Here is a 16546-nt window from a genome sequence, read left to right on the forward strand (position 1 = left end):
AAACTTGGACGCCGATCCCCCGCCTCATGGGGTCAAACTTGCACGCCGAAACACACACCGACCCACGTCGCGAGGGCCTCCAGTAACCGCCCTCCCGGATCAAGATGGCTTTCCCCGATGACGATTTCGAAGCCGGAACCGAGACGCAGGCGCTCCGTTGTCTCGTCACGCGCCTGCGCTTCAACATTCATGGATGCTGCGAGTAATGCTGCACCAAAGAATAGATTCCGTCTGGCCGTTCCCATGGCACTCACCTGCAGAAGATGCAGATAGCGGCAAAAATGAATCAAATTTCTAAATTGTATCAAATTTAGATGAGTTAATCTAAGTATAATTGGTCTTTACTGAAAGATTCGACCTCGTCAGCTTCATCATCGTAGAGAAGCTTCGTGAGCATGACATAGCGATTGAGGGAAGCCATACTGATGTCGCGGAGGCATCGTTCTCGCAGCTTGAATGCTTCAACGCGAATGCCTTCACGTAGCTCTGCGGTGTTGAGGCCGAATAACTCGCTCCGCTCAAGCATCCGCGCGAGTTCCCTGTCCCAGGCAACACAGGCCCGAGCCTGACGCGTCGTCGATTGCGCCCCCTCCGCGAGGCCGCCCCATAGGATGCAGGCGCATATAGCGAACACTGAAGATCGTCCCATTTGCGCCTCTTTGAGTGCAAGCGTTTGGATTGAGCTGGGGCTGGGTTTGTCTCTTCCGTTGCCGTTAGCCTTCGTAGCAACGAAACTTTCGTCAGGTCATGATGGAGAAGCGAAAGGATGCCGATATTTCGCCGAAAGTCGTGTCATGCTGGACGACAGGGGAGAAGTTCTTTTGGTAGTGAACGAAGGTTCGTCGCCGAATTTGTCGGCCCACTGCCGAATTTGTCCATGCCGCGCGAAATCTTGCAGCCGGAACCGAAGCGGAGATGTTCCCCGCTAAGGATATTAGGATATCGTTCGCGCGAGGGACGTGGGAGATGTGGACAGAGATTCTGAGGAAACAGCCGAACAGCAAGCTGGATCCTCAAGGAGACGCTTGTCTCAATTACTTCTCTGAGAGCTTGTCGGCCGGTGAATGCTGGCCCAGCCCTTACGCGCTGCCAAGATCGATCAAGCCACAACAGGTCATTCGTCTTTTGACAGATCGGCGGAGGCCGGCGCCGTCTGAATAGACGCATATCGGGCGATTTCAATTGGAGTTTCACCGAACCGGCGACGAAAGGCAGCCCTAAAGCGTGTCGTGTTAGTGAAACCGTATCGGCGGGCGACGGCAGCGACTGAGGCGTCACGCATACCCCGGGCAAGATCGGCATGCGCTAGATCAAGCCGGACAGCATGCAATGCAGCCAAAGGGGTGCTGCCGCGAAAATGCCTGAACACAGTCGTCAAGGTTCGCAAGCTGCAGCCTGCGGCCGCAGCGATATGTGACATACGGATAGGCTCCGCGCCGTGGGCGCGCATGAAGTCTTCCGCGCGTCGAACGTAGGCTGGAATTGGATTTCCGGCTGAATTTGCGAGTCGATCAGAGTAGTTATGAGTGGTGCCACGCAAAATCAGCGAGACAAGTAGGTCCGTTAGCGACGCAAGTGCGACTGGGTTATTGGCAACACCGTCCCGTCGTTGAAATTCCTGTGTGACGAAATCGAGTTGGCTTTTCAGGCTGGCTGTAAGCCCGGTGCCCCAATCGAGGCTGGGCTCGAAAATGAGCGGCCGACGCAGCCGCTCATCCAGCATGTGTTCAAGCATGCTCTCGATATCCGTCGCTTTCAAGAAAACATTGGTGCGCGCGTTATCGTCGCTGATTAAAAGGCGGCCGCCGGGACCGGGCCTCCAGGCGAGACCAGATTGTTGCGTGGCTGTCGTGGATCTTCCCTTTTGCTCCAAGGTAATGTGGCCCGCGAGCATCGTCGTGAAACAATACAGGCTCCCTTCATCGCCGTCGACGGTGACCTCGGTGCTGAAGCTGCTCTCGACAAAACTCGCAAGAAGCGAGCCGGCGCCACGTATCGCAAGGGTCAAGATCGGCTGTTCGAAGCGCGGGCGCCAAAGAGCGCGATCCTGCAATTGGTAGGTGTAGGTGCGGTTTGACTGTGCGGCCCGTTCAATCACGCGAATCTTGCCGCTCGAATCCTCCAGAGCTTCGGACCGGACGACGTCGAACATTGTCAGCACAGGGGTGCTCGTGGTCGCAACCATAGGAGTCCCCGTCCAGCTTCCTTGCCGTGACGCAAGCAATTTTAGACAAATTCAGCAGCGGACCGACAAATTCGGCGGCACATTTGGAGCGCAGTTGAAAGCGTCGTTCCCCACCGCAGCAAACCTAGCACATATTGGCGACGCTGCGTCAGCGCCTCCTGCGCTACAGATCCGCCTCAGGATTATCAAAATCAAACCTAGAGAATGAAAAAGGATAATGTAACTGGAGTAGCTGTAATGCTAGAGTTTATCGTGATCGTCGGCGGCTTCTTTCCCGCTCTCGGAGAGATCTCCCGCCCCGTCTTGACGCATACTACTTCTGTGAAATGCGTCGATCTGCCTTCTCGCACTGCTCCGCAGAACTTCCGCCGCGGTGAGTTCGTTAGCCAGATCGGTCCTGCGAGCTGCGACAAGGGCATCGTCATGCCGATCACGGCAAGTTCATCATGGCGAGCCGCAGGGAACTCCTCGTCCAAGGCCCGGCCTTGAACAAAGTGCCGAACAGACCTCAGATCGCACAGGAAACGGTCGGCGTTCCATCCCGATGCTTGGCAATGCGCAAAATCCGCGGCGGGCAGGCGAAGGCAGCTTCCGAAGCCGTTCATAGCGAAGAGCGCTCCGTTTGGTCACGGTCAATGGGTGACGGAATGCCGGTATTTCGCCTATAGTCGGCGGACGCAGTTCATAGAGCGGGCTAGGGTGGGAGCTAAGCACCATGGACCCGGCGCTTCCGAAACTTCTACAGTTCGACCGATTTGCGCTCGATTTGACGCGCGAACGCCTAAGAGCGGGCGATCAGGAGATTGCACTGCGGCCCAAGGCGTTCGAGGTTCTCCGTCACCTTGCCGAGAATGCTGGACGGCTGGTGTCGAAGCGGGAACTGTTTGAGGTCGTATGGCCAAATGTCGCTGTCACGGATGACTCACTCGTTCAGTGCATTCGCGAGCTACGAGACAAGCTGGGTGACACCGATCATCTCCTGATCGAAACCGTACCCCGTCGCGGATACCTGTTGAACGCCGGCCACCCCCACGCGGTCAAAGAGCACGACTCGCTGCCGCCACCCAAGCGATCTCAGATCCCGTTTGCCGGGTCAGTTGGCCGTCGCCTCGTTTTATGGTCGCCTGTACAGCGCAAACGGGCGATTCTGGCGACGGCCGCCATCATCATCTGCTGCCTGGCCGCAGCTGGATATCTTACAGCCCACCTGTGGTTGCCATCGTCAGCCAACGCTCTCTTCACAGAAGACGACGCGCGGCGGATTGCGGCAATTGCTGCAGAGAAGGAGCTTCCGCTTCCGCCATTCCAGATCAGCCGGATCGGGCGTGGTGTTCTCCCTGAACATCGCCGCTTCGTCGGCATCTGGGTCAGCAGCACCGGGTTCGTTAATTCGAACCGCCAATTCATGCTGGTCATTACCGGAGCCGAACCCTCCGGCATCGTGACGGGCTTTACAGTTCGGGGGCCTCCTCGGGCCCTGAGCCTTGTCGTCAAGCCGGCTGGCGCGACCCATTTTAAGGCCCGCGTCCTCGGCGATTCCTTTCGCTACAGTGGTCCAAACAGCGAGCGCGAGGTCGTGATGACAGGCGACCGGCGGCTTGAATTCAACGAGGTCTTCGACACGGGAGTGATCGTGCGTGTCGCCCTCGACCCGTTGTGGGCACTGGTTGAGGCCGAGCAAAGAGCTGCTCTGTGGTAGCCGGCGCGGCACAGCGAGCACCATTGCGCTATGGTCCGTCCGGTTGTCACCAGCGCTTGATCGGGCCGCACAGAGCTATCGTTCTTCCAGGCTCTCACATTGCTGAGGGATACTGATCGATGCGTGCAGTATTCTATGAAGCCAACGGGCCAGCGCGCGATGTGCTGCGCATCGGAGACGTTGAAACTCCAAGCCCGGGAGTCGGGGAGGTTCGCGTGCGCTTGTACGCGTCAGGGGTCAATCCATCCGATGTCAAAAGCCGCGGACACCGAAAGTCGCCGTTCCCTCTGGTCATCCCACATAGCGACGGTGCTGGAGAAATCGAGGCTGTTGGTCCTGGCGTTGCGAAGTCACGCCTTGGCGAGCGGGTCTGGATCTGGAACGGGCAGTGGCAGCGTCCATTTGGAACAGCCGCAGAGTTCATTGCACTGCCGGCCGCGCAGGCCGTTCCCTTGCCAGATGCACTCAGCTTCGAGGAGGGAGCCGCTCTCGGCATCCCTGCGCTGACCGCCTACCATGCTATCGAGCTTGCCGGGGTCGGTCAGGGCACAACCTTGCTCGTATCCGGCGGCGCGGGGGCGGTGAGCCAGTTCGCCATTCAATTCGCCAAGGCTCGGGGCGCGACCGTGATCAGCACGATCTCATCACCGGACAAGGCGATGGCAGCACGCGAAGCCGGCGCCGACCATTGCATCGACTACAAGCGTGAAAATGTGGGTGACCGTATTGCTGATATCACGGGGAGACGCGGCGTCGACGCCATCACCGAGATGGACCTAACGGCCAATGCCGGCCTGATCCCGGCGGTGCTCCGACCGAAGGGAAAGGTCGTCGTTTACGGCACGGGGGCCGAGGCGACGATTCCCGCCTTCGCCTTCCTCGCCAATTCGATCCAGTTGGACTTCTTCCTGATCTATCAACTGGACGCGCAGCAGCGAGAACGCGCAGTGGCGGGCGTCACGCGCGCTCTTGCTCAAGGTGAAGCGGTTGCCCGTATCGGACGGACATTCCCGCTCAGCGAAACCGCCGCCGCGCATGAAGCGGTTGAGGGCGGAACGATTGGGAATGTCATCGTCAAAATCGAGTAATCGCAGCGTGGCTAGGCGATCTCTTGCGCCTTCGATCCTGCGGCCCCTTCCTGATTGTCGAAGAGTTCCTATCGGTGTCGCCTACATCGATTAGATCACCCAGCGCAGTCTCCCATGCCGCCTGTCGATTGCGATCCCACGTCGTGCGGCGTTAGAGGAGCCGCGATATCGTGCTCGGACTCACATTGTAGCTCCGGGCGATCTCTCGAACAGGTTCGCCGGCAGCTTTCCTGGCCAGGGCCTCCTGCCGCTGATGGTGGGTCATTCCGAATGGTCGGCCGAGCTTTACGCCGCGTGCCTTGGCTCTGCTGATCCCTTCGCTCGTTCTAGCCAGAATTAATGAACGCTCAAATTCGGCGAACCCAGCCATGATCGTCGTGACGAGACGGCCGTGCGGCGTTGTCGTGTCAGCCCACGCTTCCGTTAGAGAGCGGAAGCCAGCGCCGGCTTTCGCGGTTCGATCCAGGATGTCGAGAAGATCGCGGGTCGAGCGTGCTAGGCGATCCAGCCTCGTGACCATCAGCATATCGCCGTTGCCAAGCTTGGCGAGTGCTCGCTTGAGTTCCTGACGGTCCGTTTTGGCGCCGCTCACCTTCTCCTGAAAGATGCGGTCGGCGCCTGCTGCCTTCAAAGCCTCGATCTGGGATTCTAGGGTCTGATTGTCGGTCGAGACGCGTGCGTAGCCGTAAATCATGCGATCATTATGCAGCAGGTTTATGCAACGGAAAAGCGCTCAGTTATCAAAGGCCCCGCCTGCGTTGCGAAATTATTTGATTGTGACGGTCTCTTGCTCGGCCGTCTTTGTAGGGTCTTCTCCTTTAACAGTTCGACCCAGGAATTCTAAAGCTCTGGCTCTGGCTGTCGCGGGCGTCCAAGGGGAGCCGTGAGGCCCAATCGTAATCCATTTCTGCCGGCGGTTGATCGTCGTCTTCAGGACATACGACCTGCCCTTCGTTTGGCATCGAACGCCGAAGCCTTTGATCTCGGAGTCCCAGGCATCTTCGCCTGGACCAAGGGAGACCACCACGCTCTTCGTGTTTCGTATCGAGCTCCGCTTCGCCATGACAATCTCCAGCAGCTACAGAAGAGCTGCAAGGCTGTGGCGAAATCGCAAGGGCCATTGCGGGCTAATGCAGAGATATCATGTAAACTCGGCCCATTTAGATGCTCTAGAGGGCTCTTTCCGATTATCCAATGAAATTGATGATGTGCATGGTTCAGGCCTCCTTCGGCCGCAGCGAGATCGCTTCCCAGGCCGCGACCAGGATCAGGATCGCGGTTGCCGCGAGGCTGAAGCCGAGGGGCGGCAGTACCGTCCAGGCCGGTGTCAGTACGGCGAGCAGGCCGAGCCCGACGAGATGGGAGAGGGGATACCAGCCGGCCGTGACCCGTTTGAACAGGAGATTGCCGAGCAGGTAGAAGGCCGGGCCGGCAAGCACGGCGATCGCCGTCTTCGCATCGGTGTGGCCGCCGGGATGGGCGATCACCAGCTCGTCACCGACGGCGACAAGGATGATGCCGGCCACCAGCAGGACATGCAGGTAGGTGTAAGCGATCCGCGCGATCCGGCCGGGATCGTCGGATCGGGCGATATGGTGGCTCGCCCGCTCGGCGCCGATGTGGAAATAGATCCACCACATCGCGATTGAGCTCAGGAAGGAATTCAGGAAGGCGGTCAGATTGGCGGCCGTGACCGGCAGCTTCGCCGCGGTGGCGCCGGTGATCAGGATCGACTCGCCGAGCGCGATGATGATGAAGAGCGCACAGCGCTCGGAGAGATGGCCGCCCTCGACATTCCAGTCGCTGGTGAGCGAGCGGCCCAGGCGCGGGACACGGAAGCCAACGGTCGGGCCGACATATTCGATGCCGAGTGCGATCAGCCAGAGCCCGAAGCGCATGGGGCCTTCGTTCAGCCCGCCGGCGATCCAGAAGACGCCCGAGCAGCACAGCCAGATCGTGATGCGCTGGAAGTTGCGGTGGTTCGCAGGCGAGGCGTCCTTCAGGCTCACCATCGTGAAGAGCGAGCGGACGAGCTGGGCCGTGACATAGGCGCCGGCGAAGATGAGGCCGTTCGCACCGAAGGCCTCCGGCAACGCGCAGGACATCACCAGACCAAGCAACATCAGGACGAAGAGCAGGATCCGGACCGGGGGGCGCTCGGGATCGAGCCAGTTCGTCACCCAGCTCGTGTAGATCCAGATCCACCAGACGGCGCCGAGCAGGAAGGCGGCCTGCGCGACGCCGAGCGGGCTGAAATGCTCGAGCAGCGTGTGGGAGATCTGGGTGATCGCGAAGACGAAGACCAGATCGAAGAACAGCTCCACATAGCTGACTCTCGCATGCTGGTGTTCGACGCGCTCCCTGAGCAGAGCGCCGGGTTTGTGAGCTTTGGCCATGCAGACCCCTGTCCCCTGCCGCGCGCTTTCGCGCGCGGCCCGTCAGCGAGGGTGTCCCGCAGCCTGCGCCGCCGTCAATGGCGGAAGTGGCGGTGCCCGGTGAAGACCATGGCGAGGCCGGCCTCGTCGGCGGCCTTGATGACCTCGTCGTCGCGCATCGAACCGCCGGGCTGGATCACCGCGGTAGCGCCGGCCTCGGCCGCGGCGAGCAGGCCGTCTGCGAAGGGGAAGAAGGCGTCCGACGCCACGACTGAGCCCTTGGCCAGGCTCTCCGCGACGCCTGCCGCCTTCGCGGCCTCGGCGGCCTTCCAGGCGGCGATGCGCGAGGAATCGACGCGGCTCATCTGGCCTGCGCCGATGCCGACCGTGGCGAGGTCCTTGGCGTAGACGATGGCGTTCGACTTGACGTGCTTGGCGACGCGGAAGGCGAAGCGCAGGTCGGCCAGCTCGCGCTCGCTCGGCTGGCGCTTGGTCACGACCTTGAGCGCCATGTCGTCGACGACGGCATTGTCGCGCGATTGGGCGAGGAAGCCGCCGGAGACGGTGCGCAGCGACAGGCCGGGCGCGCGGACATCCGGCAGGCCGCCGGTCAGCAGCAGGCGCAGGTTTTTCTTGGCGGCGATCATCGCGATCGCCTCCTCGTCGGCGTCGGGTGCGATGATGACCTCGGTGAAGACCTCGACGATCTTCTTCGCGGCAGCCGCATCGAGCTTGCGGTTCAGCGCCACGATGCCGCCGAAAGCCGAGACGGGGTCGCAGGCGAGCGCGCGCTCATAGGCCTCGAGCAGCGAGCCGCCCGCGGCGACGCCACAAGGATTGGCGTGCTTGACGATGACGCAGGCGGCCGAGGCTTCCGGCGCGAACTCGGCGACGCATTCGAAGGCGGCGTCGGTGTCGTTGATGTTGTTGTAGGAGAGCTGCTTGCCCTGGACCTGGCGTGCGGTCGAGACGCCCGGGCGGTTTTCCGGGGTGCGGTAGAAGGCTGCCCATTGATGCGGGTTCTCGCCATAGCGCATCGTTTCGGCGAGTGCGCCACCAAGAGCGCGGAAGGCCGGGGCGGTATCGCCCAGTTCATTGGCGAACCAGTTCGAGATCGCCGCGTCATAGGCCGCCGTGCGGGCATAGGCCTTCTGGGCGAGCTTGCGGCGCAGCGTCAGCGTGGTCGCGCCCTTCTGGGCCTCGAGATCGGCGAGGACGGAGGGGTAGTCGGCCGGCTCGACCACGACGGCGACGTCGTGATGGTTCTTGGCAGCGGCGCGGATCATCGCGGGGCCGCCGATATCGATGTTCTCGATGCAGTCGTCATAGGCCTTGCCGGCCGCGACCGTCGCCTCGAACGGGTAGAGGTTCACGACCAGCAGGTCGATCGGCTGGATGCCGTGGCCGAGCATCGAGGCCTGGTGCTCGGGATGCGAGCGGATGGCGAGCAGGCCGCCATGGACCTTCGGGTGCAAGGTCTTGACCCGGCCGTCCATCATCTCGGGGAAGCCGGTGAGGTCGGAGACATCGCTGACCGGCAGGCCGGCCTCGGCGATCGCCTTGGCGGTGCCGCCGGTCGAGACCAGCGCGATGCCAAGCTTGTGGAGGGCACGCGCGAAGTCGATCAGACCCGTCTTGTCGGAAACGGAAAGGAGCGCGCGTTCGACGCGGCGAAGCTCATTCGGCATCGGGATCAGGTCCGGCTTTGATTGCAGGAAGGCAGTTTCGGCAGACGCGCGCGGGCTATCATGCTGCGCTGCAAAAGGCAAAAGCCGCCGTCGCAGAACCGTCACGCGTCGGGTGCGGGTTCCCCGGCCTCGCGCTCGGCGATCGCGGCGGCGACGGTCTTGCCGGCGCGGGGATTGGCGGCGCTGATCCGGCTGAGACGCCAGTTGACGCGCGGGGTCGCGACCGCATCGAAGGCGATGACGAGCTGCTCGGTGCGCCGGCGCCCGTCGGACGAGGCCAGGAAAAGGCTCTCTTCTATGACGATGGTCAGTCCGCCCGCCTCGAAGCTCCAGACCTCGCCCGAGGCGAGCGCGAGGAGCGCGCCACTGCCGTCGCGCACGAGGCTGGCGCGGACATTCGGGTGCAGGTGGAAGCGCAGGGCGGCTGCGAGCTCCGTGCGCGTGCCAGTCAGGGCGACCTCGTCCTCGCCGGCCAGGGACGCGCCGTCCCGCGCCAGCAGGAGACGACGGGTGTGGGTCGCGCCGAGGCTGCGGCGATAGCCGTCATGGCTCGCGACCCATTCGGCGCCGTCCGCGCCATCCTGGCGGGCGACGCGGACATCGCGGGGGCCGGAGACGACGCGCATCTCGCCGAGCACCATGCCGAAATTCGCGCTGGAGCGATCGTCGAGGACGAGCGTCGAATGGGCGGCGGTGCTGCGGGCGGCGAGCTTCAGCTCCGGCGGGCCGAAGCGGCTGGCGCCGCAATTGACGATGATGCGCTGGGCGCCGCTGGAGAACTCGAAGGCGAGGCAGCCGGCATGAGCCTCGACCGAATAGGCGCCACGCGGCGGCGGCCCGGCATCGGTCACCACGATGCTGCGCTCGGCCGAGAGACGGCTATAGCCGGAATAGGCTGCGTGTTCGGTCGGGCGGCCGCGCGCGTCATCATAGGCCGCAAGCGTCGCCATCAGGTCGGGCGGGGTCGTGCCCATGCCGTTGAACAGGGCGAGCGCCCCGTCGCCATGCCGGAAGAGGCGCAAATGCGGCATCATCCGCTCGATCGCCGTCAGCACCCCGCGCGGCGGCTCGACGCCGCGCGCGGCGAAGGTCTCGCGCAGCGGCAGCAGGTCGAGCAGGAATTCGATCAGCAGGCGCGGATTGCGCGAGAGATGACCGCCATCGGGCAGGATCTGCTCCTCGAGCTCTTCCGAGAGGAGCGTTTCGATCCGGCGCCGACGGCTATCCTGTCCGTCGAGGCAGATTGCGGCGAAGGCGACGGCGATCAGCCCGTTCAGGCGGTCGGCGCCCTCGACGGCTCCGGCCAGGGCCAGGCTCAGACGGTCGGTGAGGCGCGAGATGTGGCGCAGATAGCGTTCGTAGAAGACGTGATCGGCGCCTTCCAGCAGCAACGGCGAATGCGACAGGAAGGAAATCAGCCGGCGCGCCGCCACAGCCGGGCGGCGGGCGATGTCGTGGCGGTCGCGGCGCCGGGCGATGAAGTCCTCGACGAGGCTGCGGGCATTGGCACGGGCGATGGCCGTGTCGGCGGCCCGCATGTGGCGCAGCCAGCCGAAGCCGTAGAGCGCTTCGGCCCAGGCATCGCTCGGCGGCGTGGCGTCGAAGGGCGATTCACCATGGCTGCGCAGCATCCGTCCGGCGAAGGCGTAGTAGCCCGCATAGAAATCGCTGGCCGTGGTCGGGTCGGCGGTGCGCAGGTCATGCGGAGCAAAGAGCAGGCGGGTGGCACTGCTGCGGCCGAAGGGCCAGAGCTTGCGGGTCGCGCCGACGAAGTGGCCACGGGTCCGCCGCGCCGCCCGTCCGATCGCGGCCTGGGCCAATCCCCGTCGCTCAGCCCACCCGCTCAAATCCCCCGTCGACTCCGTGTCCGGGCCCGGCAGTGCGCCGCGCGAATCCCGGCTCCGTCATAGCCTGATCAGGCGGGTTGCGTAAAATCCCGCCCATCCCGACAGGCGCGGGGTTTCGCCCTGCAATTGATGCGGCAAGGTGCGGATATCGCCGTTCCCGTCGATTGCTTCCGCCAAACCACCGATTTCCTCGGGGCGAACGGGCTCGCGACGAAACTGGGGATTGCGCGCGAGGAAGGCCGCGGTCTGCTCCTCGCCTTCCTGCGGCTCCAGCGAGCAGGTGCAGTAGACGAGGCGCCCGCCCGGCTTGGTCAGCGCGGCGGCGGCGTCGAACAGGCGGGCCTGCAGGGTGGCAAGACGGTCACGATCCTCAGGCGATTTGGTCCAGGCGACGTCCGGGTGGCGCCGAATGGTGCCGGTCGCGCTGCAGGGAGCATCGAGCAGCACGGCATCGAAGGCTTCCGCTTTCCAGTTCGCGGCATCGGCGGTGACGACCTCGGCGGAGAGCCCGAGCCGGGCAAGGTTGGCCTTGAGGCGACGCAGGCGCGGACCGGAGCGGTCGAGCGCGGTGACGTTGGCGCCCGTAGCCGCGATCTGGGCGGTCTTGCCGCCGGGCGCGGCGCAGAGATCGGCGATGCGTTCGCCGGGCTGCGGAGCCAGCAGCTTCACCGGCAGGGTGGCGGCGGCATCCTGGACCCACCAATCGCCTTCGTCGAAGCCGGGCAGGCTGGCGATGGCCTGGCGCTCGCGCAAGCGGACCGAGTCGATCGGCAAGGCGATGCCGTCGAGCTTTTCGGCCCAGCCGGCAGGATCGGCCTTGACGCTGAGGTCGAGCGGCGGCTCCTCGCGATGGCTTTGCGCGATGGCGGCCGCAGTGTCCTCGCCATAGGCCGTGCACCAGCTTTCGACCAGCCAATCGGGCGTATCGCCGAAGACTTCCGCCCGCGCCTCCGCAAGCACCGCGTCGCGTTCGCGGGCGAGGCGGCGCAGCACCGCATTGCCGAGCGCGGCATAGCGGGCCGAGCGTGGATCCTCATGCAGCTGGCGGATGGCGATATCGACCGCCGCGTGGTCGGGCACGTCGAGGAATAGGATCTGGGCGGCGGCGGCCGTCATGATCGGTTCGAACGGGCCGGATTTGCGCGGGCTGCCCCGGTCAAGGCGCGCGTCGATCGCCTGCTGGATCGTGCCGAGGCGGCGGAAGGCCGTGACGGCGATGGCGCGGGCAAGGCTCGCATCGGCGGCATCGAGCCCGGATTCCGGCAGCATCCGCTCCAGGGTCTCGTCGAGCGCGACGCCGGCGCGCAGGACTTCGTCGATGACGGCGGCGGCAAGCCGGCGAGCCGGCATGCCCGGGGCATCGTCGAGCTTGGGAGGCGTTTCCGGCTGGGCTGGGCCGCGCGAGGAGGATTGGGCGGCCATCTCAGCCCCACGGACCGGGCTGGCGCGGGGCGCTGCCCCACGGATTGTTGTCGGCCTGGGCAGTGAAGCCCGCGCCCGCGTTGCTGCTGATGATGCCGAGCGCGCGCGCCTGCTCCATCAGGGCGGCGATGCGATTGCCGGTGTCGGGATGTGTCGAGAACAGGTTATCCATGCCGCCGCCGGTCAGAGGATTGATGATGAACATGTGCGCCGTAGCAGGCTTGGCCTCGGCTGTCTCGCTGGGGATGTGCTGGACGCCGGCCGCGATCTTGGCGAGCGCATCGGCGAGCCAGACAGGATTGCCGCAAATCTGGCCGCCGAGCTTGTCGGCCTCGTATTCACGCGAGCGCGAGATCGCCATCTGGATCAGGGCTGCCGCCATCGGCGCGAGGATCGAGAGCAGGATCTGGACGATGAAATTGGGACGGTTGTCGCGCGAGCCGAAGAACATGCCGAAGGTGACGAGCGAGGAGATCGCACCGGCGAAGGTCGCGGTGATCGTCATGGTCAGCGTGTCGTGATTCTTGATGTGGGCGAGCTCGTGGGCCATCACGCCGGCCAGTTCCTCATAGGTCAGCGTGCGCAGGATGCCGGTGGTCGCGGCGACGGCCGCGTTCTGCGGGTTGCGGCCGGTCGCGAAGGCGTTGGGCTGGTCCTCCTGGATCAGGTAGACGCGCGGCATCGGCATGTTCGCGCGGGCGGCGAGATCGCGCACCATCCCGTAGAGCTCGGGCGCTGTGCGCTCATCGACCTCCTGGGCGTTATGGGCGGCGAGCGCCATCCGGTCGGAATTCCAGTAGCTGAAGAGATTGGTGACGGCGGCAAAGCCGAGCGCCATCAGCATGCCGCCCCCGCCGCCGAGCAGATAGCCGACCGCGCCGAAGAGCGCCGTCAGGCCCGCCATCAACATGCCGGTGCGAACGTAGTTCATCGAATTCCCTTCTCGAGCGCGTGTTTGCGCAGGCCCTCGCATCTGCGAGCATCGTGCCCTATGTGGTGAGGGCCATCCCGATCCTGCAAGAGAATCCTGCAAGGAAGCGCGCAGACATGCCCGAGAACACCGATCAGGACAGGCCGGCGGAGGCCGCCGAGCCCAAGGTGCTGTCCCCCGCCGCGCAGCGCGCCCTGGCGGAAGCCGCCGCGCGCCGCGCCGCGATCGATGCCCATGCCAAGGAGGTGGCCGGGCAGCGCGAAGTCAACGGCCGCGGTGGGTTGGAGCCGGTGCGCTACGACGACTGGGAAGTGAAGGGCATCGCCAGCGACTTCTGATGCGCAGGCTCCCGGGTACATTGCCAAGTTGCAGCCCTGTGTCCGACAATCAGCCCGACAGCAGCGGGTTGGCCTCATGGACAGTAACGACAAGCGCCTCGCGGCCCTGCGCCGCCTTCTCGTCGAGGCGCATGAGAAGCTCGGCCTGAAGCTCGGCTTCAGGCTTTGGGACGGCAGCATGGTTCCGGCCTCCTGGCCGGTGGACGGGCTCGCCATCGGCATTGCCGATACCGGCGTGATGGCGGCCCTGATCCGCAAGCCCAAGCTCGATACGCTGCTCAATCTCCATGTCGCCGACCGCATTGCGATCCTGAACGGCTCGCTCTTCGATCTCGCCGCGGCGCGCCCGGATGGCAAGGTCGGCAAGCTCGCGCGCAACATCCCGAAGAGCGCCGTCTTCGATGTCATCAGACGCTTCCTGTTCGCGCCGGGCACGGCCGGCGCCGCCGTCAGCCACCGCAAGGGCGACGAGATCGCGCGGGACGGCGCACCGGCCACCAACAAGGCCAATATCGCCTATCACTACGACGTCTCGAATGATTTCTACCGGCTCTTCCTCGACGAGGAGATGGTCTATACCTGCGCCTACTTCACCGAGGATCATGGCGATCTGGGCCGCGCCCAGCGCGACAAGCTCGACATGATCTGCCGGAAGCTGCGCCTCCAGCCGGGGGACCGCTTCCTCGATATCGGTTGCGGTTGGGGCGCGCTGGTCTGCCATGCCGCCCGCCACTATGGCGTCGAGGCCCATGGCGTGACGCTGGCCGAGGAGCAGCTCGCTTTGGCGCGCGAGAAGGTCGAGAAGCTCGGGCTTCAGGGCAAGGTGAGACTCCACCTCAAGGATTTCACGCAGATGGAGGGGGAGTTCGACAAGATCTCCTCGATCGGCATGTTCGAGCATGTCGGCATCCGCAACCATCCCTCCTATTTCCAGGCGGTGAACCGGCTGCTCCGGCCGCGCGGCCTCTACCTGCACCACACCATCTCGCGCCGCGCCAAGAAGACCGAAAAGGCCTTCAACAAGATGCCGGCGGAGTATCGTGCGCTGGTTCGCTACATTTTTCCGGGCGGCGAGCTCGATCATCTGGGCATGTCGATCGCCAATCTCGAGCGCCATGGCTTCGAGATCCATGACGTCGAGGGCTGGCGCGAGCACTACCAGCGCACGACAAGGCTGTGGTGGGAGCGGCTCGACGCCAACAAGGCCAAGGCCGAGGCCGAGATCGGCCCGGAGCGGACGCGAATGTGGCTGCTCTATCTGGCGGGCTGCTCGCTCGCCTTCGAGCGCGGCGGTGCGCTGGTCAACCAGACGCTGGTTTCGAAGCGGCGCAAAGGCGCGTCCGGCCTGCCGCTGACGCGTGCAGACCTCTATCGCGCCTGAACGGGATTTCGGCCGGCTGCAAGCCGGCCTCCCGTGTTGTCCAATTTGGGAAGATCGCTCGGCGCGTAGCCGGGCCGGGGTCTTACTTCTTGACGAAGAGGTCGAGCTTTCCGTGATGCTCGGCCAGCAGGTAGTAGAAGGTCAGGCGGGACTTGGTCTTGTCGGCCTTCATATGCTCGCAGATCGCCTTGACGGAGCCGTCGAGATCGCCGGACTTGAGGCCGAGCTTCTTCTTCAGGAAGTTTTCGCGGACGCGATCGAGTTCGGCCGGATCCGAGCAGGCGACGTAGCGGGTGTCGGGCTTGCTCATCACCAGAGCGTAGGATTTCGACATGCCGGCGAAGGCCGCTTCGTTGAGCGGCTTCTTGGCAAATTTCTTCACGTCGGCGAGATGGTCCATCTGGTAGCCCCTTCCTGACCCGCACCGGAGTACGGGTGGTTACGTGTCGCGGGGCGGAGGTTAACGCGGTTCTTCACGGGGGGCGAGGGGGCAACGCAGGCGATTTCCAGATTTTGGAACCACTTGGACCAATCTTTGGTCGAAGGTTGGAATGCGCGGCGGGGATGACGGGGCCAACACCAGCATGGGTTGAGCAAAATGCCGCGCGGTGCTGCGATGCAGCATCTCCCCGGAGCCTTGTGATGAAGCCGACGATCCTGATGATGCCGCGCCTTGCCGATGACGCGATTGCAAGCCTGAAGCAGAGTTACACGGTGATCGGACCGGTCCATGGCGACGATGCGGCCGGGATTCCGGTCGAGGCGAAAGAGGCGCGTGCGCTGGTGACCTATGGCGGGCGCCGGACCGGTGCGGATCTGATGGACGCCTTGCCGAAGCTCGAACTGATCGCCTGCTATGGCACGGGAATCGAGGGGGTCGATGCCGCGGCGGCCAAGGCGCGCGGCATCCAGCTTTGCAATGCCGCCGATGCCAATGCGCGCAGCGTTGCGGAATTCGCTGTTGGTCTCATGCTCAATGCGATGCGTGGCATTGGACGCGGCGACCGCTTCGTGCGCGATGGCCTGTGGAGTGGCCGGGGCGTCGAGCCAGTGTCGAATACGCCGGATCTCGCCGGCCGCAAGATCGGCATCTACGGGCTCGGCGCCATCGGCAGCAAGATCGCGAGCCGCGCGGCAGCCTTCGAGATGGAGGTCGGCTATCACAGCCGCTCGCCCAAGCCGGATCTGCCCTACCAGTTCCATGACAGCCTGCTCGGCCTCGCCACCTGGGCGGACGTGCTCATGATTGCCGTTAGGGCCAGCGCCGAGACGCGCCATGCGGTCGACGATACCATCCTGAGCGCGCTCGGGCCGGAGGGCTATGTCGTGAACATTGCGCGCGGCCTCGTCATCGACGAGGAAGCACTCTGCGCGGCGCTCGAACAGAAGCGGATCGGCGGCGCGGCCCTGGATGTTTTCGCCGAGGAGCCGCATGTGCCGGAGCGGCTGCGCAAGCTCGACAACGTCGTGCTGACGCCGCATGTCGCCGCGAGTTCGCAGGACGCCAAGAAGGCCCAGCTGCGCACGCTGCTCGGCAATCTCGAGGCGTTCTTCGCCGGCCGGCCGATGCCTGCCGGCGTGCCGCTCTGACG

At 64.2% G+C, this 16546-nt stretch carries 15 protein-coding genes; 5 read left to right on the top strand and 10 right to left on the bottom strand.

The genetic code is table 11. The annotated features are described in order from the left end of the window. Positions 1–32: 32 nt before the first annotated feature. Both ACODTJ_RS15240 and ACODTJ_RS15245 read right to left on the bottom strand, forming a co-directional pair. Positions 33–245, bottom strand: coding sequence for a hypothetical protein (locus ACODTJ_RS15240; RefSeq protein ID WP_488849289.1), 213 nt, complete (start codon positions 243–245; stop codon positions 33–35). Positions 246–1114: 869 nt separating this feature from the next. Beyond that, positions 1115–2152: a helix-turn-helix domain-containing protein gene (locus ACODTJ_RS15245; protein WP_488849290.1), complete on the bottom strand. Its 1038-nt coding sequence runs from the start codon at positions 2150–2152 to the stop codon at positions 1115–1117. Positions 2153–2900: 748 nt separating this feature from the next. Here ACODTJ_RS15245 and ACODTJ_RS15250 point away from each other — a divergent pair. Both ACODTJ_RS15250 and ACODTJ_RS15255 read left to right on the top strand, forming a co-directional pair. Further along, on the top strand, positions 2901–3884 hold the full coding sequence (locus tag ACODTJ_RS15250) for a winged helix-turn-helix domain-containing protein (RefSeq protein ID WP_454654502.1): 984 nt from the start codon (positions 2901–2903) through the stop codon (positions 3882–3884). A 119-nt stretch (positions 3885–4003) separates the two neighbouring features. Beyond that, positions 4004–4972, top strand: coding sequence for an NADPH:quinone reductase (locus ACODTJ_RS15255; RefSeq protein ID WP_454654504.1), 969 nt, complete (start codon positions 4004–4006; stop codon positions 4970–4972). Positions 4973–5123: 151 nt separating this feature from the next. Here ACODTJ_RS15255 and ACODTJ_RS15260 read toward each other — a convergent pair whose 3' ends face one another. From ACODTJ_RS15260 to htpX, 7 genes are all read right to left on the bottom strand, one after another. Further along, on the bottom strand, positions 5124–5666 hold the full coding sequence (locus ACODTJ_RS15260; protein ID WP_454654505.1) for a recombinase family protein: 543 nt from the start codon (positions 5664–5666) through the stop codon (positions 5124–5126). A 72-nt stretch (positions 5667–5738) separates the two neighbouring features. Then, a complete protein-coding gene (locus ACODTJ_RS15265) occupies positions 5739–6035 on the bottom strand; it encodes an Arm DNA-binding domain-containing protein (protein WP_454654507.1) in 297 nt (98 codons plus the stop codon). Between the two features lie 154 nt (positions 6036–6189). Continuing rightward, positions 6190–7368 (bottom strand): low temperature requirement protein A, encoded by a 1179-nt coding sequence (locus tag ACODTJ_RS15270; protein ID WP_488849293.1) that lies wholly within the window; start codon positions 7366–7368, stop codon positions 6190–6192. Positions 7369–7442: 74 nt separating this feature from the next. Further along, complete coding sequence (purH, locus tag ACODTJ_RS15275) at positions 7443–9035, bottom strand: bifunctional phosphoribosylaminoimidazolecarboxamide formyltransferase/IMP cyclohydrolase (protein ID WP_454654509.1); 1593 nt, start codon at positions 9033–9035, stop codon at positions 7443–7445. Between the two features lie 101 nt (positions 9036–9136). Beyond that, positions 9137–10855: a heparinase II/III family protein gene (locus ACODTJ_RS15280; protein WP_454654510.1), complete on the bottom strand. Its 1719-nt coding sequence runs from the start codon at positions 10853–10855 to the stop codon at positions 9137–9139. A gap of 84 nt (positions 10856–10939) precedes the next feature. Beyond that, the gene (locus tag ACODTJ_RS15285) at positions 10940–12304 is read right to left on the bottom strand and encodes an RsmB/NOP family class I SAM-dependent RNA methyltransferase (protein ID WP_488849295.1); all 1365 of its coding nucleotides are present in this window, start codon (positions 12302–12304) and stop codon (positions 10940–10942) included. Position 12305: 1 nt separating this feature from the next. Next, positions 12306–13235: a zinc metalloprotease HtpX gene (gene htpX, locus ACODTJ_RS15290; protein ID WP_454654512.1), complete on the bottom strand. Its 930-nt coding sequence runs from the start codon at positions 13233–13235 to the stop codon at positions 12306–12308. Positions 13236–13351: 116 nt separating this feature from the next. Here htpX and ACODTJ_RS15295 point away from each other — a divergent pair, with 116 nt between their 5' ends. After that, positions 13352–13573, top strand: a complete 222-nt coding sequence (locus ACODTJ_RS15295; protein ID WP_454654513.1) for a DUF1674 domain-containing protein — start codon at positions 13352–13354, stop codon at positions 13571–13573. A gap of 76 nt (positions 13574–13649) precedes the next feature. Further along, positions 13650–14954, top strand: a complete 1305-nt coding sequence (locus ACODTJ_RS15300) for a class I SAM-dependent methyltransferase (RefSeq protein WP_454654514.1) — start codon at positions 13650–13652, stop codon at positions 14952–14954. A gap of 82 nt (positions 14955–15036) precedes the next feature. On the opposite strand, the gene ACODTJ_RS15305 is transcribed toward ACODTJ_RS15300, so the two are convergent. After that, a complete protein-coding gene (locus ACODTJ_RS15305) occupies positions 15037–15354 on the bottom strand; it encodes a DUF2853 family protein (protein ID WP_047574507.1) in 318 nt (105 codons plus the stop codon). A gap of 242 nt (positions 15355–15596) precedes the next feature. On the opposite strand from ACODTJ_RS15305, the gene ACODTJ_RS15310 reads away from it, so the two are divergent. Further along, complete coding sequence (locus tag ACODTJ_RS15310; protein WP_454654515.1) at positions 15597–16544, top strand: 2-hydroxyacid dehydrogenase; 948 nt, start codon at positions 15597–15599, stop codon at positions 16542–16544. Positions 16545–16546 lie beyond the last annotated feature (2 nt).

It is taken from the genome of Allobosea sp. FG18, assembly GCF_057809495.1.

What these genes read in the sequence shown, in the direction of transcription:
- ACODTJ_RS15240 (WP_488849289.1), bottom strand. Translation starts at nt 245, where the DNA reads ATGGGAACGGCCAGACGGAATCTATTCTTTGGTGCAGCATTACTCGCA.
- ACODTJ_RS15285 (WP_488849295.1), bottom strand. Translation starts at nt 12,304, where the DNA reads ATGGCCGCCCAATCCTCCTCGCGCGGCCCAGCCCAGCCGGAAACGCCT.
- ACODTJ_RS15260 (WP_454654505.1), bottom strand. Translation starts at nt 5,666, where the DNA reads ATGATTTACGGCTACGCACGCGTCTCGACCGACAATCAGACCCTAGAA.
- ACODTJ_RS15255 (WP_454654504.1), top strand. Translation starts at nt 4,004, where the DNA reads ATGCGTGCAGTATTCTATGAAGCCAACGGGCCAGCGCGCGATGTGCTG.
- ACODTJ_RS15310 (WP_454654515.1), top strand. Translation starts at nt 15,597, where the DNA reads ATGAAGCCGACGATCCTGATGATGCCGCGCCTTGCCGATGACGCGATT.
- ACODTJ_RS15295 (WP_454654513.1), top strand. Translation starts at nt 13,352, where the DNA reads ATGCCCGAGAACACCGATCAGGACAGGCCGGCGGAGGCCGCCGAGCCC.
- ACODTJ_RS15250 (WP_454654502.1), top strand. Translation starts at nt 2,901, where the DNA reads ATGGACCCGGCGCTTCCGAAACTTCTACAGTTCGACCGATTTGCGCTC.
- ACODTJ_RS15265 (WP_454654507.1), bottom strand. Translation starts at nt 6,035, where the DNA reads ATGGCGAAGCGGAGCTCGATACGAAACACGAAGAGCGTGGTGGTCTCC.
- purH (WP_454654509.1), bottom strand. Translation starts at nt 9,035, where the DNA reads ATGCCGAATGAGCTTCGCCGCGTCGAACGCGCGCTCCTTTCCGTTTCC.
- ACODTJ_RS15270 (WP_488849293.1), bottom strand. Translation starts at nt 7,368, where the DNA reads ATGGCCAAAGCTCACAAACCCGGCGCTCTGCTCAGGGAGCGCGTCGAA.
- ACODTJ_RS15300 (WP_454654514.1), top strand. Translation starts at nt 13,650, where the DNA reads ATGGACAGTAACGACAAGCGCCTCGCGGCCCTGCGCCGCCTTCTCGTC.
- htpX (WP_454654512.1), bottom strand. Translation starts at nt 13,235, where the DNA reads ATGAACTACGTTCGCACCGGCATGTTGATGGCGGGCCTGACGGCGCTC.
- ACODTJ_RS15245 (WP_488849290.1), bottom strand. Translation starts at nt 2,152, where the DNA reads ATGTTCGACGTCGTCCGGTCCGAAGCTCTGGAGGATTCGAGCGGCAAG.
- ACODTJ_RS15305 (WP_047574507.1), bottom strand. Translation starts at nt 15,354, where the DNA reads ATGGACCATCTCGCCGACGTGAAGAAATTTGCCAAGAAGCCGCTCAAC.